The 26,642-nt window shown below is 62.7% G+C and carries 25 protein-coding genes and 1 tRNA gene; 10 read left to right on the plus strand and 16 right to left on the minus strand.

Annotated elements, in window-relative coordinates; genetic code table 11:
- From ACE3PR_RS19485 to ACE3PR_RS19515, 7 genes are all read right to left on the minus strand, one after another.
- Nucleotides 1–527: MBL fold metallo-hydrolase (locus ACE3PR_RS19485; protein WP_374375493.1), on the minus strand; the 527-nt coding region annotated here is incomplete at its 3' end.
- The gene (locus ACE3PR_RS19490) at nt 524–1,312 is read right to left on the minus strand and encodes a TatD family hydrolase (protein ID WP_374375495.1); all 789 of its coding nucleotides are present in this window, start codon (nt 1,310–1,312) and stop codon (nt 524–526) included. The genes ACE3PR_RS19485 and ACE3PR_RS19490, both read right to left, overlap by 4 nt.
- Complete coding sequence (gene metG / locus ACE3PR_RS19495) at nt 1,309–2,865, minus strand: methionine--tRNA ligase (protein ID WP_374375499.1); 1,557 nt, start codon at nt 2,863–2,865, stop codon at nt 1,309–1,311. Before metG ends, ACE3PR_RS19490 begins: the two co-directional genes overlap by 4 nt.
- Nucleotides 2,866–2,992: 127 nt before the next feature.
- Complete coding sequence (locus tag ACE3PR_RS19500; protein WP_374375501.1) at nt 2,993–4,144, minus strand: DNA polymerase III subunit delta'; 1,152 nt, start codon at nt 4,142–4,144, stop codon at nt 2,993–2,995.
- A 2-nt stretch (nt 4,145–4,146) separates the two neighbouring features.
- Nucleotides 4,147–4,776, minus strand: a complete 630-nt coding sequence (gene tmk / locus ACE3PR_RS19505) for a dTMP kinase (protein WP_374375503.1) — start codon at nt 4,774–4,776, stop codon at nt 4,147–4,149.
- A gap of 7 nt (nt 4,777–4,783) precedes the next feature.
- A complete protein-coding gene (locus ACE3PR_RS19510; RefSeq protein WP_374375505.1) occupies nt 4,784–5,950 on the minus strand; it encodes a D-alanyl-D-alanine carboxypeptidase family protein in 1,167 nt (388 codons plus the stop codon).
- Between the two features lie 47 nt (nt 5,951–5,997).
- Complete coding sequence (locus tag ACE3PR_RS19515; protein ID WP_374375507.1) at nt 5,998–6,945, minus strand: septal ring lytic transglycosylase RlpA family protein; 948 nt, start codon at nt 6,943–6,945, stop codon at nt 5,998–6,000.
- A 215-nt stretch (nt 6,946–7,160) separates the two neighbouring features.
- Between ACE3PR_RS19515 and ACE3PR_RS19520 the strand changes: the two genes are divergently transcribed.
- A tRNA-Ser gene (locus tag ACE3PR_RS19520) sits at nt 7,161–7,250 on the plus strand.
- Between the two features lie 96 nt (nt 7,251–7,346).
- Nucleotides 7,347–8,108, plus strand: coding sequence for an alpha/beta hydrolase family protein (locus ACE3PR_RS19525; RefSeq protein ID WP_374375509.1), 762 nt, complete (start codon nt 7,347–7,349; stop codon nt 8,106–8,108).
- Between the two features lie 113 nt (nt 8,109–8,221).
- On the opposite strand, the gene ACE3PR_RS19530 is transcribed toward ACE3PR_RS19525, so the two are convergent.
- The gene (locus ACE3PR_RS19530) at nt 8,222–9,034 is read right to left on the minus strand and encodes a substrate-binding periplasmic protein (RefSeq protein ID WP_374375511.1); all 813 of its coding nucleotides are present in this window, start codon (nt 9,032–9,034) and stop codon (nt 8,222–8,224) included.
- A 252-nt stretch (nt 9,035–9,286) separates the two neighbouring features.
- Here ACE3PR_RS19530 and ACE3PR_RS19535 point away from each other — a divergent pair, with 252 nt between their 5' ends.
- The 3 genes from ACE3PR_RS19535 (at nt 9,287) to ACE3PR_RS19545 (ending at nt 10,412) form a co-directional block, all read left to right on the plus strand.
- Nucleotides 9,287–9,424 carry a hypothetical protein gene (locus ACE3PR_RS19535; protein ID WP_374375513.1) on the plus strand — a complete coding sequence of 46 codons (138 nt, stop codon included), beginning with the start codon at nt 9,287–9,289 and terminating at the stop codon, nt 9,422–9,424.
- 152 nt (nt 9,425–9,576) lie between these two features.
- Nucleotides 9,577–9,822, plus strand: coding sequence for a DUF3606 domain-containing protein (locus tag ACE3PR_RS19540; RefSeq protein WP_374375515.1), 246 nt, complete (start codon nt 9,577–9,579; stop codon nt 9,820–9,822).
- 77 nt (nt 9,823–9,899) lie between these two features.
- Entirely contained in the window at nt 9,900–10,412 is a 513-nt protein-coding gene (locus tag ACE3PR_RS19545; protein WP_374375517.1) for a GNAT family N-acetyltransferase, read from the plus strand.
- Here ACE3PR_RS19545 and ACE3PR_RS19550 read toward each other — a convergent pair.
- The gene (locus tag ACE3PR_RS19550) at nt 10,399–11,325 is read right to left on the minus strand and encodes a sulfite oxidase heme-binding subunit YedZ (protein ID WP_374375520.1); all 927 of its coding nucleotides are present in this window, start codon (nt 11,323–11,325) and stop codon (nt 10,399–10,401) included. The genes ACE3PR_RS19545 and ACE3PR_RS19550 overlap by 14 nt on opposite strands.
- Nucleotides 11,326–11,421: 96 nt before the next feature.
- Entirely contained in the window at nt 11,422–12,603 is a 1,182-nt protein-coding gene (locus ACE3PR_RS19555) for an alpha/beta hydrolase (protein WP_374375522.1), read from the minus strand.
- Nucleotides 12,604–12,777: 174 nt separating this feature from the next.
- Between ACE3PR_RS19555 and ACE3PR_RS19560 the strand changes: the two genes are divergently transcribed.
- Nucleotides 12,778–13,929: an aminotransferase gene (locus ACE3PR_RS19560; RefSeq protein WP_374375524.1), complete on the plus strand. Its 1,152-nt coding sequence runs from the start codon at nt 12,778–12,780 to the stop codon at nt 13,927–13,929.
- On the opposite strand, the gene ACE3PR_RS19565 is transcribed toward ACE3PR_RS19560, so the two are convergent.
- Entirely contained in the window at nt 13,926–14,507 is a 582-nt protein-coding gene (locus ACE3PR_RS19565; RefSeq protein ID WP_374375526.1) for a PAS domain-containing protein, read from the minus strand. The genes ACE3PR_RS19560 and ACE3PR_RS19565 overlap by 4 nt on opposite strands.
- 117 nt (nt 14,508–14,624) lie before the next feature.
- Between ACE3PR_RS19565 and ACE3PR_RS19570 the strand changes: the two genes are divergently transcribed.
- The 3 genes from ACE3PR_RS19570 to ACE3PR_RS19580 are packed head-to-tail and all read left to right on the plus strand — an operon-like array spanning nt 14,625 to nt 17,850.
- Nucleotides 14,625–14,927 carry a hypothetical protein gene (locus ACE3PR_RS19570; protein WP_374375528.1) on the plus strand — a complete coding sequence of 101 codons (303 nt, stop codon included), beginning with the start codon at nt 14,625–14,627 and terminating at the stop codon, nt 14,925–14,927.
- A gap of 7 nt (nt 14,928–14,934) precedes the next feature.
- On the plus strand, nt 14,935–17,160 hold the full coding sequence (locus ACE3PR_RS19575) for a N,N-dimethylformamidase beta subunit family domain-containing protein (RefSeq protein ID WP_374375531.1): 2,226 nt from the start codon (nt 14,935–14,937) through the stop codon (nt 17,158–17,160).
- 42 nt (nt 17,161–17,202) lie between these two features.
- On the plus strand, nt 17,203–17,850 hold the full coding sequence (locus ACE3PR_RS19580; protein ID WP_374375534.1) for a DsbA family oxidoreductase: 648 nt from the start codon (nt 17,203–17,205) through the stop codon (nt 17,848–17,850).
- On the opposite strand, the gene mfd is transcribed toward ACE3PR_RS19580, so the two are convergent.
- Nucleotides 17,847–21,323 carry a transcription-repair coupling factor gene (mfd, locus tag ACE3PR_RS19585; protein ID WP_374375536.1) on the minus strand — a complete coding sequence of 1,159 codons (3,477 nt, stop codon included), beginning with the start codon at nt 21,321–21,323 and terminating at the stop codon, nt 17,847–17,849. The two genes, ACE3PR_RS19580 and mfd, sit on opposite strands and share 4 nt — an antisense overlap.
- On the minus strand, nt 21,323–21,601 hold the full coding sequence (locus ACE3PR_RS19590; protein WP_374375538.1) for a succinate dehydrogenase assembly factor 2: 279 nt from the start codon (nt 21,599–21,601) through the stop codon (nt 21,323–21,325). Before ACE3PR_RS19590 ends, mfd begins: the two co-directional genes overlap by 1 nt.
- Before the next feature lie 75 nt (nt 21,602–21,676).
- Here ACE3PR_RS19590 and recG point away from each other — a divergent pair, with 75 nt between their 5' ends.
- On the plus strand, nt 21,677–23,758 hold the full coding sequence (gene recG, locus ACE3PR_RS19595; RefSeq protein ID WP_374375540.1) for an ATP-dependent DNA helicase RecG: 2,082 nt from the start codon (nt 21,677–21,679) through the stop codon (nt 23,756–23,758).
- Here the strand turns inward: recG and ACE3PR_RS19600 are convergent.
- The 3 genes from ACE3PR_RS19600 to ACE3PR_RS19610 form a co-directional block, all read right to left on the minus strand.
- Complete coding sequence (locus ACE3PR_RS19600) at nt 23,750–24,478, minus strand: DUF502 domain-containing protein (RefSeq protein ID WP_374375543.1); 729 nt, start codon at nt 24,476–24,478, stop codon at nt 23,750–23,752. The genes recG and ACE3PR_RS19600 overlap by 9 nt on opposite strands.
- Nucleotides 24,479–24,583: 105 nt before the next feature.
- On the minus strand, nt 24,584–25,204 hold the full coding sequence (locus ACE3PR_RS19605; protein WP_374375545.1) for a hypothetical protein: 621 nt from the start codon (nt 25,202–25,204) through the stop codon (nt 24,584–24,586).
- 104 nt (nt 25,205–25,308) lie between these two features.
- The gene (locus tag ACE3PR_RS19610; RefSeq protein ID WP_374375548.1) at nt 25,309–26,577 is read right to left on the minus strand and encodes a D-alanyl-D-alanine carboxypeptidase family protein; all 1,269 of its coding nucleotides are present in this window, start codon (nt 26,575–26,577) and stop codon (nt 25,309–25,311) included.
- Nucleotides 26,578–26,642 lie beyond the last annotated feature (65 nt).

Genomic DNA, 26,642 nt, shown 5'->3' on the forward strand with positions numbered 1-26,642 from the left:
TAGGCGACATTGCCGATGCGATAGCCGGTGGTCACCGATCCGAAGCCATGCTCCTGCAGATAGGGAGTGACGGCTAAGCCAGCCACGGACACCGTTTCGTTATCAGCCACTTCGATGGGATCGAGGAAGGGTTTGTAGAGATGTCCAGAGCCTTGCGTATTCTGGGCAAAGGCATAGGAGAAACGGCTGGTCAGCGTGCCGAGTGTCTCCTTGGAGCCGTAGACCGGTATCCGGTGATGGCGCGACTTGTCGCGGCTCTTCACGAAGCGGAGATCGTCAATACCCTGGGTATGATCGGCATGATCGTGGGTGTAGAGAACGGCATCGAGATGATTGATGCCGGCGCCGAGCGCCTGGGCGCGGAAATCCGGGCTGGTATCGCAAACAATGTTGGTCTCGCCCTGGCTCACGAGGATCGAGACACGGCTGCGCCGGTTCTTCGGATTGTCGGGATTGCATTCGCCCCAGCCGGGACCGATCAGCGGCACCCCGCCCGAGCCGCCGCAGCCCAGGATCGTCACCTTCATGCAGCAGCCTTCGTGAAGAGGCGGTCGAAATTGGCCGTGGTCCGGACGGCAAGATCATCGAAGGAGAGACCCAGAAAATCCGCGACATATTGCGCCGTATGGCGCACGAAAGCGGGCTCGTTGCGCTTGCCGCGCATGGGGATCGGCGCGAGGTAAGGCGAATCCGTCTCGACCAGCAGGCGGTCGAGCGGAACAGTCCTGGCCACCGCGCGCAGGGCCTCGGCATTCTTGAAGGTGACGATGCCGGAGAGCGAGATATAGAAGCCCATCTCCAAGGCGGCATCGGCAAGATATTGCGTCGAGGTGAAGCAATGGATGACGCCGGTGAGGCCACCCTTCTTTGCGCCCTCCTCCAGCAGCCGCACGGTGTCTTCGTCGGCGTCGCGGCTGTGCACGATCAGCGGCAGGCCGGAAACCCGCGAGGCTTCCACATGGGTCGCAAAGACCTCCTGCTGCCGCTCGCGCGGGCTCTTGTCATAGAAGTAATCCAGTCCCGCCTCGCCGATCCCGACCACCTTGGGATGGCGCGCCAACTCGACCAGTTTTGCGACGTCGACTTCCGGCTCGTTGGCCGCTTCATGCGGATGGATGCCGACCGAGCAGCGGATGTTGTCGGCGCTTTCGGCGATCTTCAGCACCTGGTCGAATTTCGTCACACGGGTGCAGATGGTGAGCATGCGCGCAACGCCGTTCTCCCGCGCGCGGTCGAGCACGGCCTGGAAATCCTCGCCGAAATCGGCGAAGTCGAGATGGCAATGGCTGTCGACGAGAGACGCAACACTCATTCCGCGGCGGCCTCCGGTTCCACATAGCGCGGGAAGATCGCCATGGGGGCCGGCAATTCGCTGCCCCCGACGATGCGCGCCCCGCCGCCCAGTTCCGCAAAGCTGCGCTTCTCGGCCGGCACGCCCAGGATATCGAGGAGCTTGCCGCAGGCCGTGGGCATCACCGGCTGGGTGAGGATCGCAACCTGGCGCAAGACCTCGGCGGTGACCCACAGCACCGTGCCGAAGCGCTCGGGATTGGATTTCCGCAACGCCCAGGGTTCCTGCCCCGCGAAATAGCGGTTGGCCTCGGCCACCACCGCCCAGGTCTGCATGAGGATCTGGTGGAGCGCGAAATCGTTCATGGCCGTCCGCGCCTTGCCGATGAGGCTGTCCACCTCGGTCAGCATGGCGGTGTCGACCGGATCGAGCGGGCCGGGTTCCGGCAGTTTGCCGCCGAGATTCTTCGCGATCATGGAGAGCGAGCGCTGCGCCAGATTGCCGAGATCGTTGGCAAGATCGGCATTCATGCGCTGCACGATCGCTTCCGGGCTGTAGGAACCATCCTGGCCGAACGGCACTTCGCGCAGGAAGAAATAGCGCATGGCATCGATGCCGTAATGGCTGGCAAGGGCAAAGGGATCGATCACATTGCCGACCGATTTCGACATCTTCTCGCCCTTGTTGAACAGGAAGCCGTGGCAGAAGACACGGTCCGGCAAAGGCAGGCCCGCCGACATCAGGAAGGCTGGCCAGTAGACCGTGTGGAAACGGACGATGTCCTTGCCGATGATATGCACATTGGCCGGCCAGAATTTGGCACGCGGATGGTTTTCATCGGGCCAGCCCGTCGCGGTCACGTAATTGGTGAGGGCATCCACCCAGACATACATGATGTGCTTGGGATTGCCCGGCACCGGAATGCCCCAATCGAAGGTCGTGCGGCTGACCGAGAGATCCTTGAGGCCGCCTTTGACGAAGCTCATCACCTCGTTGCGGCGCGCATCCGGGCCGATGAAATTGGGCACGCGCTCATAGAGCTCCAGGAGCTTGTCCTGATATTTCGCGAGGCGGAAGAAATAGCTTTCCTCCTCGACCCATTCGACCGGCGTGCCGGTGGGTGCCAGGAACTTGCCATCGACATTCTTCGACAGCTCGCTTTCGTCGTAATAGGCTTCGTCGCGGACCGAATACCAGCCGGCATATTTGTCGAGATAGATATCGCCGTTCTGCTCCATGCGCTGCCAGATCGCGGCACAGGTCTTGTAGTGCCGCTCTTCGGTCGTGCGGATGTAATCGTCATTGGAGGCATTGAGGGCCGCGGGCATGGCACGAAACTGCGCCGTGTTGCGGTCGGCGAGTTCGCGTGGGCTGATGCCCTCCTTCTCGGCCGTCTGCTGCATCTTCTGCCCGTGCTCGTCGGTACCGGTCAGGAAGAAGACGTCGCGCCCGTCCAGCCGCATGAAGCGCGCGATCGCATCCGTGGCGATGAGTTCATAGCCATGGCCGATATGCGGTGCCCCATTGGGGTAGGCAATCGCCGTCGTGATGTAGAAGCGCTCTTGCGGCATCATTCTTCTCAATTTTATCCGTCATGGTCCGCGAAGGCGGACCACCCACGACTTACTTTCTTCACTTGCCAGCAAATTCGTGGATGGTCCGCCTTCGCGGACCATGACGATTAGGGGCAGATGGATCGTTCTAGCCCCTGGTCGCAGCCAAGACCAGCCAGGCGGTGACCCAGGCCTGCTTGCGGTCCAGATTGGCGCTGGCGACCCGGGCGAACAATCGGCCGATCTTTTCCCATGATTGCAGCCAGCGATCAAGGCTGGCGGCCCCGGCGAGGCGGTCGATCAGGCCGGATTCTCCGGGAAAAACCTCGGCAAACGGGCGGTCTTTGGCTGCGGCCCGGCGCACGAAACGGGCTAGCCACCAATCGAGCAGCGTCACCGCCGTCTCGAAATTCTCCTCGCCGCCCTTCCCGGCCAGCTTGTCGCCCAGGCGGTGCAGCACGGTGGGGTCGAAATCCGGCCAGCCGCCCAGCAATTGCGCCATGGATTGGAAGAGATCGCGCGCCGCCTGATCGCGGCCAAAGGTAATGGCGCGGCCCAGGGAGCCTTCAGCCAAAGCCAGAACCAGATCGAGATCGGCACCGCCCAGATCCGGGCAATGCCGACGCAGTTCAGTCTGGAGCGCCGGGGTCGATAACGGCTCGAGCGCGAGGCGGCGGCAGCGCGAGCGGATGGTCGGCAACAGGCGCCCCGGTGCGTGGCTGACCAGAATAAGGACCGAGCGCGGCCGCGGCTCCTCCAGGATCTTCAGGAGCGCATTGGCGGCGTTGCGGTTGAGGTCGTCGGCGGCGTCCACCACCAGCACGCGCCAGGCGGATTCCGCCGGCATCAGATGCAGGAAATCGATCGCCGCGCGCACGTCGTCGATGACGATCTCGCTGCGGAGCTTGCCGGTCTTCTCGTTGACCGAGCGCCGCAGCACGCGGAGATCGCTGTGCGACAATTCCTTGACCCGGTTGAAGATCGGATGGTCCACCGCGATGTCGAGGTCCCGGGGCGTCTGGTCGGGCGCGGGCTCCGGTTCATCGCCGAAGAGCCCGGCACCGGCACTCTCCAAGGCGGGCGCCGCCATGCCATGCGCCAGCAGGAAACGCGCCATGCGGAAGGCGAGCGTTGCCTTGCCGATGCCGCGCGGACCTGTGATCAGCCAGGCATGCGGCATGCGGCCGCTGGCGAAGGCACGCAGGAACGTCGCCTCGGCGGCATCGTGGCCGACCAGATGCACACTTGCTTCCGGCGGGGCGACGAGAGTCTCGGGGGGTGGTGGGGCTGACTTCGCCATGGTCAGAGCGTCATGGCATAGCGCGCACCCACCGCGGCGCGGATATCGCCAGCAATGGGGTCGATGGCCCGCGCCGCATCGATGCGGCGGCAGCGTTCAGGTGCCGCTGCCGCAATGGCACGGAAGCCCTCGGCCAGACGCCGGTGGAAGTCGAGGCCCATGCGTTCGTAGCGTTGCTCGGTTTCGGCCCGTGCCAATCCGGCCTCGACCGGAAGATCGAGCATCAGGGTGAGGCCCGGTTCCGTTGCCCCGACGATATGCTTGCGCAAGGTCCAGAGCCAGGCGAGATCGAGGCCCTGGCCGTAACCCTGATAGGCGATCGTGCTGTCGGCAAAACGGTCGCAGAGCACCCAGTGTCCATCGGCCAGAGCGGGCCGTATCACCGCCGCCAGATGCTCGGCGCGGGCGGCGAAATGCAGCAACGCCTCGCTCTCCGCCTGCCAGCGGCCGGCACCGCCTTCGACCAGCAATGCGCGGATCTGCTCGGCGCCCGGCGTGCCGCCGGGCTCGCGCGTCACGACGACCTTTTCGCCGCGCGTCCGCAGGCTTTCCGCGAGCAATCGAATCTGGGTGGATTTGCCCGCGCCCTCGCCGCCTTCGAAGGTGATGAAGCGCAGCGGCGCCGCCGGCATGGCGAAATCAGCTCGAGCCGAAGATGAAATGCATCAGCGCGGCGGTGACGCGGCCACCGAAGCCCAGTTCGGCTACATCCTTGGCCGCCACCAAAGGCGCGCGGGCCTGGGGCATGCCGGGGATGTCGACGATCAGCTCGCCGATCTGCTGCCCAGCCGCGATCGGTGCCGCGATCGGGCCCTGGAACACGGCCTTGGCAGCCACGTTCTGGCGTTCGGAGCGCGGCAGAGTCACCAGGAGGTCCGAGGCCACGGTAAGGGGCACGGTTTTTTCCGCGCCCATCCAGACCGGCGCCTCGCCCAGCACAGTGCCGGGGGCGGCGATGGTGTAATTGCCGAATTCGCGGAACGCCCAGTCGAGCACGATGCCGGTCTGGTCGGCGCGTTCCTGCATGCCCGCCATGCCATGGAGAATCATGATCACGCGGCGACCATCGCGAAGCGAGGAAGCCGTCAAGCCATACCCGGCCTCTTCGGTGTGGCCGGTCTTCAATCCATCGACGCCCGAACCGGTCCGGTAGAGCAACGGATTGCGGTTGCCCTGCTTGATGCCGTGATAGGTAAATTCGTGCTCGGAATAGAAATGGTAATAATCCGGGAAATCGCTGATCAGCCGGCGCGCCAGGGTGGCGAGATCCTTGGCCGTCATCAGATGGTTGGGATCCGGCCAGCCGGACGCGTTGACGAAATTGCTGTCGGTAAGGCCGATTTCCTTGGCCTTCTTGTTCATGCGTTCGGCGAATGCTTCCTCGCTGCCGGCAAGGCCTTCCGCGACGACGATGCAGGCATCGTTGCCGGACTGGATGACGATGCCGCGAATGAGATCCTCGATGGCGACATCGGTGTTGATGTCGACGAACATCTTGGAGCCCTGCATGGACCAGGCTTTTTCCGACACATGGAACGTATCGGTCAGCTTCAGATCGCCGCGCTTGAGCGCATCGAAGAGCATATAGGCGGTCATCAGCTTGCTCATCGAAGCCGGCTGGAACTGTTCCGTCCCCTTCTTGTCGAAGAGGACCGCGCCGGTTTCGAAATCGACCACATAGGCAAAGGGCGCGGTGGTGTCGACCGGGACCGCCGAAGCGGTGCCGCCATGAACCATCGTCATCAAGGTGACAGCAGCCAACAGATGCCGGAGCATTCCCTTGGCGGAGAAGAACGAACTACGCATACGCAACCTCAAGACTAGATGCGGGTGTCGCCCCGCGGATATGGCTCTCAATTGACGGCGATCTTGGCATCCGGATGGCCGCTGTCGAGCAATTGCTGCAACAAGCGGTCCGCCTCCTCCACCGAGGCGATGGGCCCGAGCTGGACGCGATAAAAACGCTGCTGGTTGAGGACGAATTCGGAAATGCGCGTCTGGCCGATGCCGGAGAGCTTCTGCTGCAACTGACGCGCATTGGCCTGGCGCAGGAATGCGCCGGCTTGAATATAGATGTTGGACGGTTTGACCGGCACCACGGCGACCTGCCCGGTCAGTTGCGGCGTCTGGGTGTTGCCCAGCGCCACCTGTTGTGAGCTCGGCTTCGGCTGGGCCTGCTGGACCGGCGCCTGTCCGTTGGAGCCGGGCAATGCTTCGGCCACGACCTCGCCAGCCGGTGCCGCAGTGGGCGCGGGACCGATCGTGTCCCCGCCCTTGGATGATGCCTGGGCGGCCAGCATCATGCTTTCTTCCTTCAGGACCTGGACGCGGACCTTGGCGGTGCCTTTCTGCTCGATACCGAGCAGTTGGGCGCTGCGGCGCGACAGGTCGATGATGCGGTTATTGACGAAGGGGCCGCGATCGTTGATCCGCACGACCAGCGAACGCCCGTTCTCGAGATTGGTGACCCGCACCAGCGACGGCATCGGCAAGGTCTTGTGCGCCGCGGTGAGGTCGTTCTCGTCATAGATTTCGCCATTGGCGGTCTGGTTGGCGTGGAAGCCCGGCCCGTACCAGGAAGCAATGCCGGTTTCGTCGTAATCGTAATCCGCCCGGGGGTAATACCAGACGTTATTGACCTGATAGGGCTTGCCGATCTTGTAGGGGCCGGTGACCTCGCCATCCTTGCGGGTCACGACCTTGGTGGTCTCGACCGCCAGATTGGTCTCGGCGCAAGCCGCCACCAGGAGCGACAGCGTCAACCCGACCAAAAGACTGAAATGCCGACGAAACCGCTGCATCTGGACCGTCCGACCCATTGAATCATCTAGATATTGTGGGATGGAAATGAAGCCCAAACTACCTTTCCGGCCCCCGATAGGCAAGAACGGAAAGTGATTCTCAAGATCAAATCCGCGCTGGGTCCGCGCTGGCCGAGTCGGCCGGGTGAAGGCAGCCCGAAGCCGGTTGATTTACCGGCCCGGCCCCATTAAGCAGCGGTGCCGGTAAATGCGCCGGAAGGGTGGCCGAGTGGTTTAAGGCAGCGGTCTTGAAAACCGCCGTGGGTGCAAGCTCACCGTGGGTTCGAATCCCACCCCTTCCGCCAGCCGCTGCGCCCTTGTCTCTGCCTCGATGCAGCCTTTCGGATTTGCCTACGGTTGTCTAGGCTGTCGCCAATTCGAGGAAATCGAAGGAGAGCGGCGTGGGTTTGAAGATCGTCCGAAGGCTGATCCCTGATTGGGGAACGACATACGGGCCTCCAGGGGATGGTCCGTTTCCAGCCGTCATGATCTTTCACGGATCGGAAGGGGCATGGTCCGGATGGAGCCATCGCAACGCCGCCCTGCTGGCAGCTCATGGTTTCCTGGCCTTTCCTTTTGGGTACTCCAAAGGAGGGAACGCCTGGAATGCGGGCAGCATCGAGGAGATCTCGCTAGATCGCAGCGTTGAAGCACTCGCTGCCCTTCGCGCTTTTCCGGCGGCAGGTGACAAGGTCGCTCTCTATGGGGTCTCGCGCGGGGCCGAACACGCACTTCTGTTGGCGTCGCTGATGGCTCGCGATCGTCTCGAGGGGTTGCCTGACGCAATCGCGGCACATAGTCCGCCCGACGTCGTGTGCGGTGCCTTCGACGCACGCCGGTATCGCGACACTGGCGATCCTGGTTGGCAGACGTGGGATCCGGGGCAAAGGGCTTGGTCCTGGCGCGGTTCCAGCGATGGATTGCTCCCGACGACGCCCATTGAAATCGAACGCTTCGGCGGCCCGCTATTTCTGAGCCACGGAACCGAGGATCGGGTCTGGTCTGTTGAGATGACACGACGACTTGTTGCCCGTCTGAAACAGCACGGTCGGAGTCCCGAAGTTCACTACTATGAGGGGCAGGATCACATCCCTGGCAGCGCGGCCGAGAACGAACATCATGATCATCTCATCTCGTTTCTCGACCGGCACCTTGCAATGTGAAGTTCTAAAAAGCGGGGAATGTCAGGGCGCTTGAACGGCAGCTCCCACTCTGTATGGCGATTTAATCGCAGCTGTCTTCACCGATCGTGACCCTGCAGCCGCTTCAAAATCAATCACTCCTTCCGCCACGCCTCAATCGCCTCGGCGATCAAGGCCTCCATCACCTTCTCCGCGGCGAGTTTCTGCATGGCCTTGGCGATTTTGCCGCGCAAGGTGGGCGTGTTGCAGGGCGAACGGTGCGAGAGGGTGAGATAGAGGTTCTCGTTGCTGATGGCTTCCGGCGCTTCCGTCAGGCCGGAAATATTCGCCTGGGCGGCGAAGGCGCGTGCCGGGGCATCCTCGTAGATCAGGTAATCGGCGCGCTTGCCGGCCAGCATCTGGAGCGCGTTTTCGAGTTTGCCGACTTCGGCGATCTTGAGGTGTTCGGCGGCATAGCGGTCGAATTCCTCGCCGAAACTGTTGTTGATGACGGTGAGCCCGCGATAGCCGGCGAGGTCCGACCATTTACCGAAATGAACCTTGCTGCCCTGGGCCGTGATGACGACCGAGCGCGTGGTGGCGATGGTCGCCAGGAAGTAGTCCATGTATTCGAGGCGTGGCGTGGTGAGGAAGGCGCCGGCGATCAGGTCGATGCGGCCACCCTTCATCTCCTCCTGCACGCGCGCCCAGGAACCGATATAGCGCACTTCGATGAGCAGGCCGATCTCGGCCGAGAGCCGTTTCATCAGTTCCGCATTGGCACCAATCAGGTGCCCGGGATCTGCCGGGTCGCGCCAGAGATAGGGGGGATATTCCGGGTTGCCGGAAGCCACCAGCCGGCTGCATTCCGCCGCCGCGGCCGGTGCGATGGCGGCCGGCCAGACACAGGCCAGAAGGGCCCATAGGAGAAGGCGGCAAACCCCGTGTCTGAGGGACCGATGCAACATCGTGGCTTTCCCGACGGCTGAATTGCCGCGCATCAACGAAAGAATGTGTCAGAAAAAGTGCATTATCAATGTCATATATATATAAAGGAAGTTCGTTAACAAAAAGGAATATCGGCCCCTCATTTACTGTGACAGGGCGCACAGGCCGGTCACCATGGCTTGAACCTTTTCCGCGACCGCCCATCTCGCTGCGATGGACAGCCTCATCTCGAGGCATATCCAATAAGAGGCGATCCGTCGTGGAGGCATCAGATGCAAACCACCGACAATTATAACGACATCCTGCGGGAAGCCAGAGAGAGTCGGGAAGGCCTCGGCGGCGCCTGGCGGCTCGTCGCGGTATTGGGCATTCTGCTGGTCGGCGTTTCCAGCCTGTGGCACGCGATCTGAGGCACGCGCCGAGACGGCTGCGGCCAGACGAATGCGCCCTGTGGCAAATGATGCTGCAACAGAACGGTCACCGCGCGCCGAGGATCGCGGCGCTATACTCCGACCCAAGCGCGCGAAGCGGGCTTCCAAAGGTCAGGGTTATGGAGGCGAGAATGCCGATCTCTTCAGCACAAGCCGTCCAGTATTTCGATCGTGTCGACATTAACGATCCCCTCGCGGTTCGGTACTGGGCCGACGAACTCAACATTTCCCACGACCATTTGCGCCGGCTGGTCGCAACCACCGGCATGATGGTCGACGACATCCGCGAGGAACTGGCGGATCGCCACCGGCATTCGGCGGCGACGGCCCATCATGCGCCCGCGCGGCGGGCGTCCCTGGGTGACCTCCCGAGCTGAATTTCGTTTGGATAATATTCGCCTGGATAACATTGGGGTCCTTCGCATGACCGGCGAGGACGGATTATCCTCGCGTCATGGAAATCCTGGCGACGGAACGGCTCATCCTCCGGCATCTTGAGGCGCGCGATCTTCCCGAACTGGCGGCGCTCTATGCCGATCCGGTCGTCCGGCGGTATTTTCCCGAAGGTGTGCTTTCGACCGCGGAGACCCAGGAGGAACTGGACTGGTTCCGCCATGGCCATCCCGAACACTCCGAACTCGGTCTCTGGGCGACCATCGAGCGAAAGACCGGCCGCTTCATCGGGCGCTGCGGCCTGCTGCCCTGGGACATTGACGGCAGGCTCGAAATCGAGATCGCCTATCTGCTCGGCCGGGATTGCTGGGGACGCGGCCTCGGTGCCGAAGCGGCACAGGCCCTGGTGCGTCATGGCTTTGAACGATTGAAGCTCCCACGCCTGATCGCGCTGATCGACCCGGCCAACACGGCCTCGATCCGGGTCGCGGAAGCTGCCGGCCTGCGCTTTGAGCGCGAGGGCGATATCGCCGGCGGATTCTGCGCCCTCTATTCCATCCTCAACCCGCGCTGACGGCAGCAGTGCTGGGTCGACGACGGCGTGTGGCGCGATCCCTGCCCCACCAGCGATCGGCGATGATCTTCAAAAATACGACCGTCAGACCCGCGATCAGCACCCACCAAGAGGGGCGCAGACCGCTTGCCAGGGTAAAATTGGCGGCGAGGATACGATTGCCGCCAAGTGTCGTCATGGTCTCGTACCAGGCCCATTCGCCGATCATGGTGAGCGCCGCGGCGGCGATTGCCAAGACGCCCAGATGCCAGAGCAAGAGAGAGCGCGAGCCATTCCAGCGATAGGCGAGCCGATAAAGCATCAGCCAGATGAAGAGACCGCTCATCAAGACGGGCTCGCTGACATTGATCTTCGATTGCAGGAAGAAGTGCCACAGGCCGAGCATCGTGAGCGGGTAGACGAAATAATGGAGGCGCTGCCATTTGCGCCCACCGAGGCGCTGCATCGCCGCGTCGGTCGAGGTCAGCGCCAGAATGAGGAAGCCCAGCAGGGCCACGAAACCGATGCTGAGATAAAAGCGCTGCACGATCTCGCTCGCCACGAAGATCAGACGGAAGTTCTGTTGCACGATGTAAAGGATGAAGTGGATCGCCAGATAGGCGAAGGCGGCAACGCCCAGCATGCGCCGGATCTGGATCAAGGCCGGCCAGGCGGCGATCCGGCGAAAGGGCGTCACTGCGAGCGTCAGGATCAGCAGACGCACCGCCCAGAGGCCGATCTCGTGCAGCGCCTTGGTCACCGGCATGGCATCCGTGGCACTGTTGACTGCACCCGCGAGAAGCGTCCCCGCATTGGGATCAGGACTGGCCAGCGCCCAGGCGACAGCGATCCAGACCCCCGGCAGCAACAGCAGCAGGAAGACGGTCAGCTTGAAGCCGGACAATTGTCCGGCCCGGTCGCGCCAGGGATACAAGATGGCAAGTCCTTCCCGCCGAATGGGGCTGTGGGATCAACAGTCTATGCCAGAGAGTTCGGCGCCGGCCCCGCTTTTGTTACGAACCGGCTTTTGTTATGGCTCTGAATTCTGCCCGGTCAGGACTTTCTGCCCGGGAGCGCCCAGAACCTCGGCCACCACATCCATCTGCCAGTCGAAATAGGGGTTGAAGGTCAGGCGGGCATGAATCCGGTCCGGGGTTTCAAAACCCCAATCCGAATACCAGACTTCCTCGCCGTTTTTGCAGCGGGCATAGAAATCCTCGTTCTGGCCGTTCTCGCAAAATCTCAGACTGCCCTCCCGGCCATAGAGCTGGTTCCGGGGCGAGAACAGGACGCTCATATGCGAGAACTGGCTGATGCGGTATTCCGGCAGATGATCGGGTTTCACGAGGATGCGCGGATCGTCGATCGCGGGCGGTCCGCCATACCAGATCAGCCGGCTGTCGGGATGGGTGAAGCGCTCGGTAAAGGTCTCGGCAATGCTGGCGACGTCGAGCAGGGAATCGTGTTCCGTGAGGATGATCGTCGCCGGCTTTTCATAGGGACGCTCGTCCAAAGCGGCGCGGATTTCCGAACTGGTATGATGGAACTGGCCGAAGCCATTGGTCGGCACGTTGAGATAGCGCACCGGATTCTGCTGCGGCCGGTTGGGCTCGGGATCGCGGAGCCAGGTGACGAAGGGCGCAATCAACGGCGCCATCCATTCATAGCCCTCGTCGGATTTGAAGCCCGGCGAAAACAGCAGCAGGCCGTCGATCTCGTCATCGTTGAGCGCGAGGGAGGTCACCAGATTGGCGCCGGTCGAAAACCCGCCGAGATAGACCTGCTCAACCTCCTGTTTGAGAAGGGCCGTCTGCTGGGCGATGACGCGGCGCCAGTCATCGGCGCTCACATCGATCAAATCGGCGGGATTGGTGCCATGGCCCGGCAGCAGCACGGTGCGAACCACGAAGCCTTGCCGCGCCAAAGCGGGGCCGATATCGCTGAAGGAGAAGGGGGAATCACCCAGGCCATGCGCCAGCAGGATCGCGCGCTGCGGCTTCCCGCCCTGTGGCCGCCATTCCTGCGGCGTGTTGTAATCGAGCTCGGCGGCGCGATCCTCGGATTGAAAAGCACGGCGCTCGGCAATCAGCTGGCGCGTCTCCGCCTGATAGGAAGCGAAACTGGCGGGCGGATGGGTGGCCGGCACCTGGCCTGCGCAGGCAGAAACCAGCGCAATCCCAGCCGCAACCGGCATCGCAACCCAGAACCGCAATTGAACCCCCTTCGCCACTTGGCTCGATAGACCAAACTTGGTTGCTACGTGACGTAAATCAAGGCGGATTTAACGCATAACGCCCGTGAATTTCCGCATATGCGCAGGGATTTGACAAGAATCCGCCCGGACCGCACAAGTGGAGCGCCCGTAACCACCAGAACGCCGCCCGCCATGAATCCGATCTTTTCCCAGATATCCACCTCCGTCTTCGAAACCATGTCGCGCCTGGCGCGGGAACATCACGCGGTCAATCTGGGCCAGGGTTTCCCGGACGATCCCGGCCCGGAAGATGTGCGCCAAAAGGCCGCCGAGGCAGTCGTGTCCGGCTGGAACCAATATCCGTCCATGATGGGTATTCCGGAATTGCGGCAGGCGATCGCACGGCATTACCAGCGTTTTCACAAAGTGACACTGGACTGGGAAAACGAGGTGATGGTGACCTCGGGTGCCACCGAGGCTCTCGCCGATTCCCTCCTCGCCCTCATCGAGCCCGGCGACGAGGTTGTCCTCTTTCAGCCGATGTACGATGCCTATCTCCCGCTGGTGAAGCGGGCTGGCGGCATCCCGCGCTTCGTCACCCTGCGCCCGCCCCATTGGCGGATAGAGGAAGAGCAATTGCGCGCCGTCTTCAACAAGAAGACGCGGGTGGTGCTGCTCAACAATCCCTTGAATCCGACGGCGACTGTCTTTGCGCGGGAAGACCTCGAATTGCTCGGCCGCTACATGGTCGAATTCGACGCGGTCGCTGTCTGCGATGAAGTCTGGGAGCATGTCCTCTTCGACGACGTCGCCCATACGCCCCTCCTCACCCTGCCCTCTTTGCGCGACCGCGTGGTCAAGATCGGCTCGGCCGGCAAGATCTTTTCCCTCACAGGCTGGAAGGTCGGCTTCGTCTGCGCGGCACCACATCTCCTGCGGGTCATCGCCAAGGCACATCAATACGTGACCTTCACCACGCCACCTGCCTTGCAGGTAGCGGTCGCCTATGGCCTCGACAAGGAGGATTCCTATTTCACCGGCATGCGGCGCGATTTCCAGGCGGCGCGGGATCATTTCGCGCGGGGCCTGAGTGAATTTGGATTGAACGTCCTGCCGTCCAAGGCGACCTATTTTCTCAATGTCGATCTCGGATCCCGCGGCCAGGATGACAATGCCTTCTGCCAACGCCTGGTTACCGAGGCGCGGGTCGCCGCCATTCCGGTCAGCGCCTTTTATGCCGAGGCGCCGGTCAAATCGGTGGTGCGTTTCTGCTTTGCCAAAAGGCATGCGACCCTGGACGAAGCCCTGGTTCGGATCGGCGGCTTCATGCGCGGCGTCAACTAGAAGAAGGCCGGCCGGTCCTTGCCGCCAGCCATGGGACGCGCATGGAGGCGGTCCTGCCGTTCGAGGAGGCGTGCCAGCCGATCGCGATCGATCATCGAGAAATCCTCGATGCTGATGACATGGTCGATATCCGTGTCGTCCTTGGAGAGCGGGAAAAGGCCCCATTCGAAGGCCTTCTCGAAACCATCACTCCAGGCATAGCGCGATGCGCCGAAAATCGGCTCTCCCAGAGTGATGAGCCGGCGATAATGCCCGAGCAGATCCTGGATGATGGCGGGATGCCAGGGCAGTTCATGCAGCCAGCGCCCGGTATAATCGAGGGCGGCGAAACGCGCCTGTTCGGTGCCGACCAGACGAAAGCGCACCCGCAACGGATCTCGGTGGATCTCCTCCAGCGTGACATAGGGCAACAGCTTGCGCACTTCGGCTGGATCGAAATCGGATTTGCGCGGCCATTTCCGGGATCCGCGCAACCGCGCCCAATATTCGTGAAGCGCCAAGACCAATGGCGAGGTCAGATCGGCAAGAGGCAAGCCGCCCACATTTCCCTCGACTTCGCCGCCGTCGGCCATAACCATGGCGCCGTAACCTCCCCCATCCTTGCGGCCGGAGAATTTCACGCAAAGGTGTGAATCGCAAGAAACAATCAATGCCCGGCGGGCGAATCGCCAAAGGCTCTGTTAGAATGCATACTTATGTATGAAATTGACGCCAGCCGGATCGATCTGGCCGAAGAATTCAAGCGCAAGCCATATGGCCGCCACAGCGCGGAGTTGCAGCGCGTGCTCAACCGCATGCGCTCGGAGCCTTTTGAAGGTCATTATGTGCTGCTGCGTGATGGCCCCTCCGGGCCCTGGCGGCTCGCGCAATTGGGCCGCCGGCCGCAGGACCCGATAATCCCAACCGGCGATGTCTTCGCCGACAAAATGGCAGCGGAATGGGCCGTCTTCAAACTTCGCTGGAAGCGCCTTACCGGCCAGGACCTGACGCTGGAATGATCGCCTTATGCTGAAGATCACCGGCTATACGGATCGGCCATCCTTGCGCCCAGGCGAGCGCGTCGAATTCAAGATCTCCTGCGAAGGCGGCGCCGGCCGCTACCGCGCCCGCATCGTGCGGCTGATCTGCGGCGATGATGGACCGGCCAGCCCCGGTTACAAAGTTCATCCCGTCGACGCCAAGATCAACGGGAGCTATCCCGGTCGGCGTCAGACGATCGATATCGGCTCCTATGTCACGACGCGCGAGCCGGCCGACATTCTCTCCCGGGGCGATTTCACCCTGGTTGCCCTGGTCTTGGCGACGTCACCCGACAAGGGAACCCAGCAGACAATCCTTGCCTGCCAGGAGGCTGTGGCCACCAATACCGGCCGCCAGCGCGGAATTGTGCTCGGCCTGGATCGCGGCGGTGCCGCCAGCATCACGATCTGGGATGGCGCCAATCAGGCGGTCCTGAGCAGCGGTGAACCTCTGCTGGCCCATCGTTGGTATTTGCTGGCAGCCAGTATCGATCCGGAAACGCAGCGCCTGACTCTGCTGCAGCGGCCGCTTGATCCGGCCTTCGGCGAACCGCCGAGGAGTGGCGGCGGAACGACTGCCACCTTCGATCTGTCGGACCTTGCCGGCACTTATGTGACCGCCGCCGCCAGTGTGGCCCTGCGGCCAGACCGGCGCCGGCATTCCACGCATCATTTCGACGGCAAGATCGAAGCGCCGGCGATCTTTGCGGGCCTGATCGATTTCAGCGCGCTCGATTATCCGACCACGCTCAATCTCACCCGCTATCTCACCTGGGATTTCAGCCGCGATATGGGCGGCCGTTATCTCAACGACCTCAGCGGCCATGGCCACGACGCAGAAATCGTCAATCTGCCGACCCGCGCCGTCACCGGAGCGCATTGGCGCAGCCAGACCACGCATTGGCACGAGCGCCCAGACCTCTATGGCGCGATCCATTTCCATTGCGACGATCTCTACGACATGGGGTGGGCGACCGATTTTGCCTGGGTTGTGCCGGCCGATCTCGCCAGCGGCATCTATGCCTGCGAGTTGACCACGGATGATGGCGGCGAGGATATCGTGCCGTTCTTCGTGCTGCCGCCCAAGGGCAAGGTGACAGCCTCCCTCGCCTTTCTCGCCTCGACCTTCACCTATCTCGCCTATGCCAATTCGCATCATGGTTACGAGGATTCCCTTTCCGAAGTTTGTTATGGCTCGCTCCTGGAATTGGGCCCGACCGAACAATTCCTGAAGGAGCGGCGCGATTACGGGGTCTCGCTCTATGACAGGCATCGCGACGGCTCGGGTTCCTGCCATTCATCCTGGCATCGGCCGATCCTGAATTCGCGGCCCAAGCGCGCGATCTGGAACTTCAATGCCGACCTTCACATCATCGACTGGCTGCATGCGATCGGGCAGCCCTACGACATCATCACCGACGACAAGCTGCATGAAGAAGGCGCCGAGCTCCTGAAACGCTATCGCTGCATCGTGACGGGCACCCACCCCGAATATCACAGCACAGCGATGATGGATGCGCTTGAAGAATATCAGCGCGATGCCGGGCGGATCATCTATACCGGCGGCAACGGCTTCTATTGGCGCATCGCGACGCATCCGGACTGGCCGGGTGCGATCGAACTCCGCCGCGGCGAGGCTGGGACGCGGTGCTATGAGCTGCCGCCCGGCGAGCGTTTCCATGCCTGGGGCGGCGAGTTCGGCGGATTGTGGCGCAGCCAGGGCCGAGCGCCGCAGAAATTGTTCGGAGTCGGTTTTGTGACGGAAGGGTTCGATGCCAGCTCCTATTACGTGCGCCTTGCTGATTCCTTTGATCCGCGCGCGAGCTTCATCTTCGAAGGCATCAATGATGACGAAAAGATCGGGAATTTCGGCATTCTGGGCGGTGCCGCCGGGCTTGAACTCGATGCCAGCGACCCGGAACTCGGCACGCCGCGCCATGCCCTGATCCTGGCCAAATCGGTCGAGCATTCGAATGTTTTCCTGCTGACGCCCGAGGAGATGCTGGCGGGTTTCCCGGGCCTGGACGCGATCGAGAACGACAAATGCCGGGCGGAACTCGTGTTCTTCGAAACACCTTCCGGCGGGGCGGTTTTTGCCACCGGCTCGATCGGCTGGGCCAGTTCCCTGTCCCATGCCCGATATGACAACAACGTGTCGCGCCTGACGCTCAACGTCTTGCGACGGTTTCTGGACCCGAAACCCTTCGTTTAGAACCACTTGCCAGTGAACCGGGCAGCATGAAACAATCCCGCCATGCTGCTGGAAATCTTCGCCGACACGGTCTGTCCCTGGTGCTATATCGGCAAGCGCCGGCTGATGCGCGCGCTCACGCAACGGCCGCAGCCAGACCTCAAGCTTCGCTGGCGGGCCTTCCAGCTCAATCCCGGCATGCCCATGGGGGGCATCGACCGCAGCCAATACATGACCGCGAAATTCGGCAGCCTCGAACGCGCGCAGCGAGTCTTCGACAATGTGGCGCGGGTCGGCCGCCATGAGGGGATCGATTTCCGCTTTGACCTCGTGCGCCGCACGCCCAATACCCTGCGCTCGCACCGCCTCATCCAGGCGGCCTCGCGCATCGGCCGCGAGAGCCTGCTACTCGATCACTTGTTCCGGGCCTATTTCTCGGAAGGCATCGATATCGGCGATGCCGAGATCCTGGTGCGCCTCGCTGAAGATGTCGGCCTACCCAGCGACATCGCCCATAGCGCGGTCAACGGTTTGCCGGAAATAGACACGGCCCTCAATGAGGACTTCCAGTCCCGCCGTCTCGGCATCACCGGTGTCCCCTATTTCATCTTCAACGGCCGCTTCGGCCTTTCCGGCGCCCAGGAGCCCGAAGTGCTCTACAACATGTTCGACCTCGCCCGCGAGGACGATGTGCAGATGGCCGTCTCCTAAGCCGCCAGTTCCGACAACTTATCCATCAGTTTCCGCACACCGCTCACCCGGGCATCGGCATCGAGCCAATCCTGGCGGTAGACCAGCTTGTGGTCCGGCCGCACGGAGATGATCTCGGAACGGCGCGAGATGAAGTCGATGAGTTTCTCGGGCTTGGCGAAGCGGTTGTGGCGGAAGGAGAGCACGGCGCCCTTGGGGCCCGCCTCGATCCGCTCGATGCCGGCAGTACGGCAAAGCCGTTTCACGGCAACGATCTTCAGCAAATTCTCGACCTCGACCGGCAGCTTGCCGAAGCGATCGATCATCTCGGCGGCGAAGGCTTCCGCCTCGTTGTCGTTCTCGAGGGTCGCGATACGGCGATAGAGGCCGAGGCGAACCGAGAGATCGGTCACATATTCCTCGGGGATAAGGACCGAGGTGCCGAGATTGATCTGCGGTGCCCAATCCTGCTTGGCGGCGGCCCGCGCCTCGCCACGGGCTTCCATCACAGCTTCTTCCAGGAGCGACTGATAGAGCTCGACACCCACTTCGCGCACCTGGCCGGATTGCTCCTCGCCCAGCAGATTGCCGGCGCCACGGATATCGAGATCGTGGCTGGCCAGGGTGAAGCCAGCGCCCAATTGATCGAGGGTTTGCATGACCTCGAGCCGCTTCTCGGCGGTCTGCGTCAGCGCCTTGTTCGGCACCGTGGTGAGATAGCAATAGCCGCGCAGTTTCGATCGGCCGATCCGGCCCCTGAGCTGATAGAGCTGCGAGAGGCCGAGGATATCGGCGCGGTGAATGATCATCGTATTGGCGCTGGGGATGTCGAGACCGGATTCGATGATGTTGGTGGCCAGCAGCATGTCGTAGCTGCGGTCGTAGAAGGCCGTCATCGCCTTCTCAAGCGCCGTCGCCGGCATCTGACCATGGGCGGTCACCAGCTTGATTTCCGGCACCAGCTTGCGGACGCGTTCGGCCACCATGTCGAGATCTTCGATTCGCGGGCAGACATAGAATATCTGGCCGCCCCGGAACTGCTCGCGCAGGATCGCCTCGCGGATCACGACAGGGTCGAAGGGCAGCACGAAGGTCCGCACGGCCAAGCGATCGACCGGCGCCGTGGTGATGAGGCTCATCTCGCGGATACCGGTCAGTGCCAATTGGAGCGTGCGCGGGATCGGCGTCGCGGTCAGGGTGAGCACATGGATGTCGCCACGAAGCTCCTTCAGGCGCTCCTTCTGCGAGACGCCGAAATGCTGTTCCTCGTCGACGATGAGGAGACCAAGATCGGCGAACTCAATCGACTTTGCCAAAAGCGCATGGGTGCCGATGACGATCTCGACCTTGCCGTCCTTTAGGTCCTGCTTGATCTCCTTGGTTTCCTTGGCACCGACCAGCCGCGAAAGCTGGCGGACGCGGATCGGGAAACCGCGGAAACGCTCGGCGAAATTCTTGTAATGCTGCCGGCAGAGCAAGGTCGTCGGTGTCACCACGGCGACCTGCTTGCCACCCATCGCCGCCACGAAGGCGGCGCGCAAGGCGACCTCGGTCTTGCCGAAGCCCACATCGCCGCAGACCAGCCGGTCCATCGGCTTGCCCGATGCCATGTCGGTCAGCACGTCGTCGATGGCGCGCTGCTGGTCCTCGGTTTCGGCATAGGGGAAGCGCGCGCAGAATTCGTCGAACAAACCGGCCGGCGCCGTCAGCGGCTCGGATTCGCGGATCGCGCGCTGGGCCGCCACTTTCATGAGATGCGCCGCGATATCGCGGATGCGCTGCTTGACGCGGGCCTTCCTGGCCTGCCAGGCAGCACCCCCCAGCTTGTCGAGTTCGACAATGGCGTCCTCGCCGCCATAGCGGGAGAGCACCTCGATATTCTCGACCGGGACATAGAGCTTGTCGTTGCCGGCATAGGTCAAGCGCAGGCAATCATGGGGCGCGCCGCCGACATCGAGCGTCTCCAGCCCCTCATATCGCCCGATACCGTGATCGACATGAACCACGAAATCGCCGGCGCTGAAATTGGCGAGCTCGGCCAGGAAGGTTTCGCTCTTCCTTTTCCTCGAAACGGTGCGCGTCAGGCGGTCGCCGAGAATATCCTGCTCGGTGACGACTAGCATCCCTTCCGCGTTGAAACCGGTTTCCAAACCCAGAGCCGCGCGGCCCAGGGTATCGCGCGGCCAGGCCATGAACCGGTCCAGATTGTCGACGGCCACCTGATTGCCAAGGCCGTGCTCGCTCAGCAGATGACCGATACGCTCGACAGCGCCCTGGCTGACGGCGGTCAGGAGGACGCGCTTCCCCGCTTGCTGTTCGGCGCGGATAGCCTTGGCGGCGGCGTCATAGACGTTGACGTCCGGATTGGTGCGGGCCTCGGCGAAATTGAGGCCGGGCGAACCGCCCGCTTCCAGCACATCCAGGCCGCCGGTCCCAAAATGATGAAAGGCAAGAACCAGATGCTTGCGCGCATAATTGCGCCAATCGGCATCGTTGAGATAGAGCCGGTCCGTGGGCAGAGCCCGATAGATCGGCGCCCCGGATTCCCGCTCGGCACGCTGCAACTGGGTGCGTGCGCTGTGGAAATCGGCGATGGTGTCGAGCCGGGCCCTTTTCGCCTCGTCGGCCTGGTGATCGAGGACGATGATCGCCTGCGGCAGATACGCATCGAGCGGAACCAAAGGTGTCCCGAAGAGCGGCAGCCAATGTTCCATGCCGGGATAATGGCGTCCGGCGCTGATCGCCTCGTAAAGCTGATCGTCGGTGCCGCTGGTGCCGAAGGTCTCGCGATAGCCCGTGCGGAAGGCTTCGATCGCCGCCGGCGTCAGCGTGACTTCGTTGACCGGCTTGATCGCGAAATGCTCAAGCTTCTCCTGGCTGCGCTGCGACAGCGGATCGAAGAGGCGGATATCCTCGATCTCGTCGCCGAAGAAATCGATACGCAACGGCTGGGCCGTTCCCGGCGGGAAGAGATCGATGATGCCGCCACGGACGGAGAACTCACCCGGCTCCGAGACCGTGGCGTTGCGCAGATAGCCATTCCCCAGCAGATATTCGACCAGCTTTTCCTGCGGCACTTCCTTGCCGCGCGCGAGATCCAGCGTGCTTCCTTTGAAAGCCGAGGCCGCCGGCACTTTCTGCAGGAATCCGGCGACCGTGGTGACGACGATGGGCAGAGGTCGCCCGCTTGCCCCGGCGGCCGCGAGCTGAGAGAGAACCTCGATACGAGCAGCGAGGATGTCACGATGCGGCGAGGCGCGGTCATAGGGCAGGCAATCCCAGGCCGGGAAGCTCAGCACCTCAAGATCGGGGGCGACGAAACGCAGGGTCTCGACCATGCGCGCCATGCGGAGATCGTCCCGCGCCACATGAAGGACGCCGTTGAGCGACCGTGCCCGGGCGATGCCGGCCACAAGTTGGGCGTCATAGCCATCCGGCACCCCGCCCACATCGTGGCGGCCGGTCTGCGGCAGATCGAAGGGCAGCTTCTTCATCAGGCGCCCTCGCCTGTCAGGCGCTGCCGGCCGAAGGCCACCAGACGGTCGGTGACCGGACTGCGCAGCCGTTCCGGCAAGGCGGTATGGCCGCTCAGCCAGTCATAAATGTCGGGGTCCGGCTCGCTCAGGAAATCGTTCAAAATCTGCAACTCGTCGATATTGAGGTCGGCAAGATGGGCGTGCGCAAAGGGGCCGAGGACCAAATCAAGCTCCTTGGTGCCCCGGTGCTGGCACTGGAACATCAGCTTCTTGCGCAGATGTGTGGCATCGGCCATGCCGAAACCCTTCCCTCATAAGCATTTGGCGCATAGAGTCCCCCCGTTTCCAGCAGCAGCCGGACCCGGATTCTCGTGCGACCGCAACTCCTTTACCCGCTCTTTGCGCCGGTGACCAGCCTGCCCGGAATCGGGCCCAGGCTTGGGAAACTGTTCGAGAAATTGACCGGACCGAATGTGGCGGGCCTGCTCTGGCACCTGCCCACCGGCCTGCTTGCGCGCCAGCTCGAACCGCTGATTGATGAAGTGGCGGACGGTGCCACCGTCACTCTCAAGGTGCAGGTCACGATCCATCTGGAGCCGCAGCGGCCGCGCCAGCCCTATCGCGTCTCCTGCGTCAACGATACCGGGGCGGTCGATCTGGTCTTCTTCAACCCGCGCGCGGATTACCTCAAGAACCTGCTGCCGCCGGGGGAATGGCGCGTGGTTTCCGGCCGGGTCGAGCGTTATGCCGGGAGCCTCAACATGGTGCATCCCGATTACATCCTGCCGGTGGAACGCATCGGCGAGATCAAGGGGCTGGAGCCGACCTATGGCCTCACCGCTGGCCTCACCCAGCGCATGGTCCTGAAAGCGGTTGCCGCGGCGATCGATCGCGCGCCCGAGATGCCGGAATGGATCGACCCCCATGTGGTGAAGCGCCATGGCTGGGCCAAATGGAAACAGGCGGTGGAACAGGTGCATCGCCCCGCAGCACCCGCCGACCTTGCCCCGACCACGCTTTCAAGACAGCGCCTCGCCTATGACGAATTGCTGGCAGCGCAGGTAGCGCTAGCACTGGTGCGCCAGCACAACCGGCGCCTCGCCGGGCGCCCCAGTGTCGCGACCGGCGCCCTCACCTCGCGGGTGAAGGCCAAGCTCCCTTACGAACTCACCGGCTCGCAGCGCCATGCGATCGAGGAGATCGCCGCCGATATGGCTGCACCGCAGCGCATGCTGCGCCTCCTGCAAGGCGATGTCGGCAGCGGCAAGACCGTGGTCGCGCTCTTCGCCATGCTGATCGCGGCAGAGGCAGGGGGCCAGGCCGCCCTCCTCGCCCCCACCGACATTCTGGCCCGCCAGCATTTCGCGACGTTGGAACCGCTGGCGCGCGCCGCCGGCTTGCATCTGCAATTGCTGACCGGCCGCGACAAGGGCAAGGCAAGGGAGAAGATTGTCGCGGGACTGGCCAGTGGCGAGATTAATCTGGTGGTCGGCACCCATGCGCTGGTCCAGGAAAGCATCGTCTTCGACGATCTGCGCCTGGCCGTGGTCGACGAGCAGCACCGGTTCGGCGTGCAGCAGCGTGTCGCCCTGGCCGACAAGGGCAAAGGCGTCGATCTTCTGGTCATGACGGCGACACCGATCCCGCGCACCCTCACCCTCACCGCCTATGGCGATATCGACGTTTCGCGCCTGACCGAAAAACCGCCCGGACGGCAGCCGATCGATACCCGCACCATTCCGCTCGACCGCCTGGAAGAAGTGGCGGGCAGCCTGAAACGCGCCACCTCACAGGGCTCGCGGGTCTATTGGGTCTGTCCGCTGGTGGATGAATCGGAGCTCATCGATTTGGCCGCCGCCACCGAACGCTATGACGTGCTGCGGCAGATGTTCGGCGAGCGCGTCGGCCTGGTGCATGGGCAGCAGAAGGCCGCCGAGCGCGACCAGACCATGGCGCGCTTCCAGAAGGGCGAGATCGACATCCTGGTCGCAACCACCGTGATCGAGGTGGGTGTCGACGTACCGCAGGCCACCGTCATGGTGATCGAGCATGCCGAACGCTTCGGTCTGGCACAACTCCACCAATTGCGCGGCCGGGTCGGGCGCGGCAGCGGCAAGTCGAGTTGCCTGCTGCTCTATCAGACGCCCTTGAGCGAGACCGCGAAGGCCCGGCTCAACATCATGCGCGAAACCGAGGATGGTTTCCGCATCGCCGAGGAAGATTTGAAACTGCGCGGTGCGGGCGAATTGCTTGGCACGCGCCAGAGCGGCCTGCCGGAATTCCATCTGGCCGATCTCGCCGCCCATGCCGATCTCATACAGATCGCCCGCGACGATGCGCGGCTGGTCCTGGAAAAGGATCCGGAACTGGTGAGCGAGCGCGGCACGGCGCTCCGCGTCCTTCTCTATCTCTTCGAGAAGGACGCCGTGGTGAAGACCATCAGGTCAGGCTGAAACCGCCTGCTTGGCAGGGATTTTCTTCTTGGCCGTGGCGGGTGTCACGATACCGCCGGAGACCACCAGCTTGATGCCGTCCTCGACCGACATGTCGAGATAGATGAGCTCGGCGCGCGGCACGAAGATGAGGTAACCCGAGGTCGGGTTCGGCGTCGTCGGCACATAGATCGTGATCGGATCGCCATCGACCAATTGTCCGACCTCCTCGGGCGTGGCACCGGTGACGAAGCCGATGGTCCAGGCATTCTTGCGCGGGAATTCGACCAGCACGCATTCGCGGAACGCCGCCGATTTGTTGGCGAGCACCGTCTCGGTGATCTGCTTGATGGCACCATAGAGGCTGCGGATGATGGGCAGGCGGTTGAGGACGCTTTCCATCAATTGCCGCGTTAGCCGGCCGAAGATCCCGGCCGTCACGGCCCCGATCAGCGTCAGGACCACCAGCACGATGATAAGGCCGATGCCCGGGATCGAGAACGGCAGGTAGTTTTCCGGGTTGTAATGCGGCGGCACCAGCGGCAGCACCGTGTTGTCGACCCAGGAAATGAACAGCCAGGCGATATAGACGGTGAGACCCACGGGCGCCGTGATCAGGATGCCAGCGAGGAAGTAATTGCGCAGCCTGACCCCGAAACTGATGCGATGCCGCTTGATCTCCGCGACGGTCGGCTGTTCTACCCCGTCGCCTGACCCGCGCGGATTTTCCGGCTCGCTCATGATATCAACCATCCCTTCGGCAATGTCGTGGCGGTATCAAATAGCATCAATATGCGCCGCCGCAACATCCGGCATTTCACAGCGTAGCCGGGTTAAACAAGCCGATCAGGGATAAGTCGCCCCGGCATAGGTCTTTTCCAGCCGCTCGATGGTCGGGCCGACCGGCTGTGCCGTCTCGTCCTTGGGCGCATCGGCCGGCAGGAGGTCAAGTGTCAGGACCGCCGTCGCACGGGCTTTGGCCCAACGCGATTCATAACAATCGTAATAGGGACCAGGCCAACCGTAATAGCCGTGGCCATAATAGCCATGTCCGTAATACCCATGCCCCCAGAAGCCCGGCGGACCCCAGAATGGCGATGGTCGGCACCTGGGCTGCGAGTTCACATCGACATCGCTATCGACCCGCTCGCTGGCGACGCGTACCGAAGCGGCACCCTGTTCCTTCGCCAGTTTGGCCCCATGCAACAAAGCGAGATCCCGCACCTTCAGCTTTTCGGCTTCCAGCCGCGTATCGTTGCGGGCATTGCGGCTGTTCACCGAAACCTCGGCACCGCGATAGGTCACTTCGATCGTGTCCGCATCGATCTTCCGGTCGGTGAAGCCGAAATTGCCGGCCACTGCCAGAGGTTGCATCGCGGGACGCGGCGGCGTCGACGCAGCACAGGCGGAGAGGCCAACGCCCAGTGCCAGAACTGCCAACAGTTTGGAGAGCGAATGTATTTTCATGCTTCGACCTTATCATTCGGACACGTCTGGCAGAGAGATGAGAATGCCTAACGCGCGAGAATGTGATCGAGTTCACAAGGGCCGGGCGGACCTTCGGGCCGGGATCAACGCCATTCCGCGTTTGGGTTGGTGAGCACGGCTGGACTCAGCGCCAAGCAATAACCTTTGTCTTCCCAGACCTTTTTGCAAGCCTTGCCGGCATCGCCCTGTTCCATCCCGACCAGCAGGGCGGAATAGCGCGAAACACCTTCCCAGGTCTTTTCGATGATGGCCGGGCGCCCTTTGCCGATCGTGCCGGTGAGCTGTTTCTTCATCTTCGCGACAGTGGCCTCGGCCAGATCGCGCTTGGGGAAGGAACCGAAAACCACGCCCCAGCCACTCAACCGCGCCGAGGATGTGATGGTGGAGGTACCGTCATCGGCAACGGTCGCCCCACATTCGCCGCCATTGAGCAGCACCGGCGGCGGCCCCTGTTCGGCGGTGGAGATCTGGATGGCCAGATCCGCGAGCGAGAGCCCGTCCTTGCCCTTTTTCGAGAAACCGGAATTCAGCAGGGCGGTCATCAGGGATGCGCGCTCGCCGCGATTACGGCCGCCCAGGATGACACCGATCAGGCGCCGCCCGTCCCGCTTGGCGGAAGCCACGAGGTTGTAGCCGGAGCCACAGGTAAAGCCGGTTTTCATGCCGTCTGCCCCGGGATAGGAGCTCAAAATGCCGTTGACCGTTCCCTGCGTGCGGCCGGCGATCGTGATGCTGCGCAGGCTGAACAAGTGATAATGCTGCCCGTAATTATTGATAATTCTCATGGCCAGGACAGCCATGTCGTGTGCCGTCGTAACCTGGCCGCTGTCGGGGAGGCCGGAAGCATTCCGGAACACGCTGCGTTCCATGCCGATATTGCGCGCGGTCGCGGTCATCATCTGGGCGAAGGTTTCTTCGCTCCCGCCGATAGCTTCCGCGAGGGCCACTGCCGCGTCATTCCCGGAAACCACCAGCATGGCCTTGAGCGCCTGCTCGATCGTGATCTTCTGGCCGGTTTTGAGGCCGAATTTGGTGGGTGATTGTCCGGCGGCATAAGCCGAGACGGTGATCTTGTCTTCCCAGCCGATCTTGCCGGCCTCAACCGCCTGGAAAACCATATAGGCGGTCATCAGCTTGGTGAGCGAGGCGGGATACCAGAGAGCATTGGCCTGTTGGGATTGCAGAACCCGGCCCGTCTCGGCATCGATCAGGAGCGAGGCATTGCGGGCCAGGGCCGGAGGGACGGATAGGCCCAGGAACAGCAGGGCCAAGCCCAGCCATCCCGCAAGGCAGGGCAGCAGTGCGCGCAGGCGGGCGATGTAGGGCCGATCGCTATGGGGCCGCAGCAACATACTTCCCTCAACTTCCCTCGGCTGCCAGAATGGGGTGGAACGTAAGAACATGAAAATGGGTCGAA

The organism is Dongia sp., assembly GCF_041909655.1.
Classification (GTDB): domain Bacteria; phylum Pseudomonadota; class Alphaproteobacteria; order Dongiales; family Dongiaceae; genus Dongia.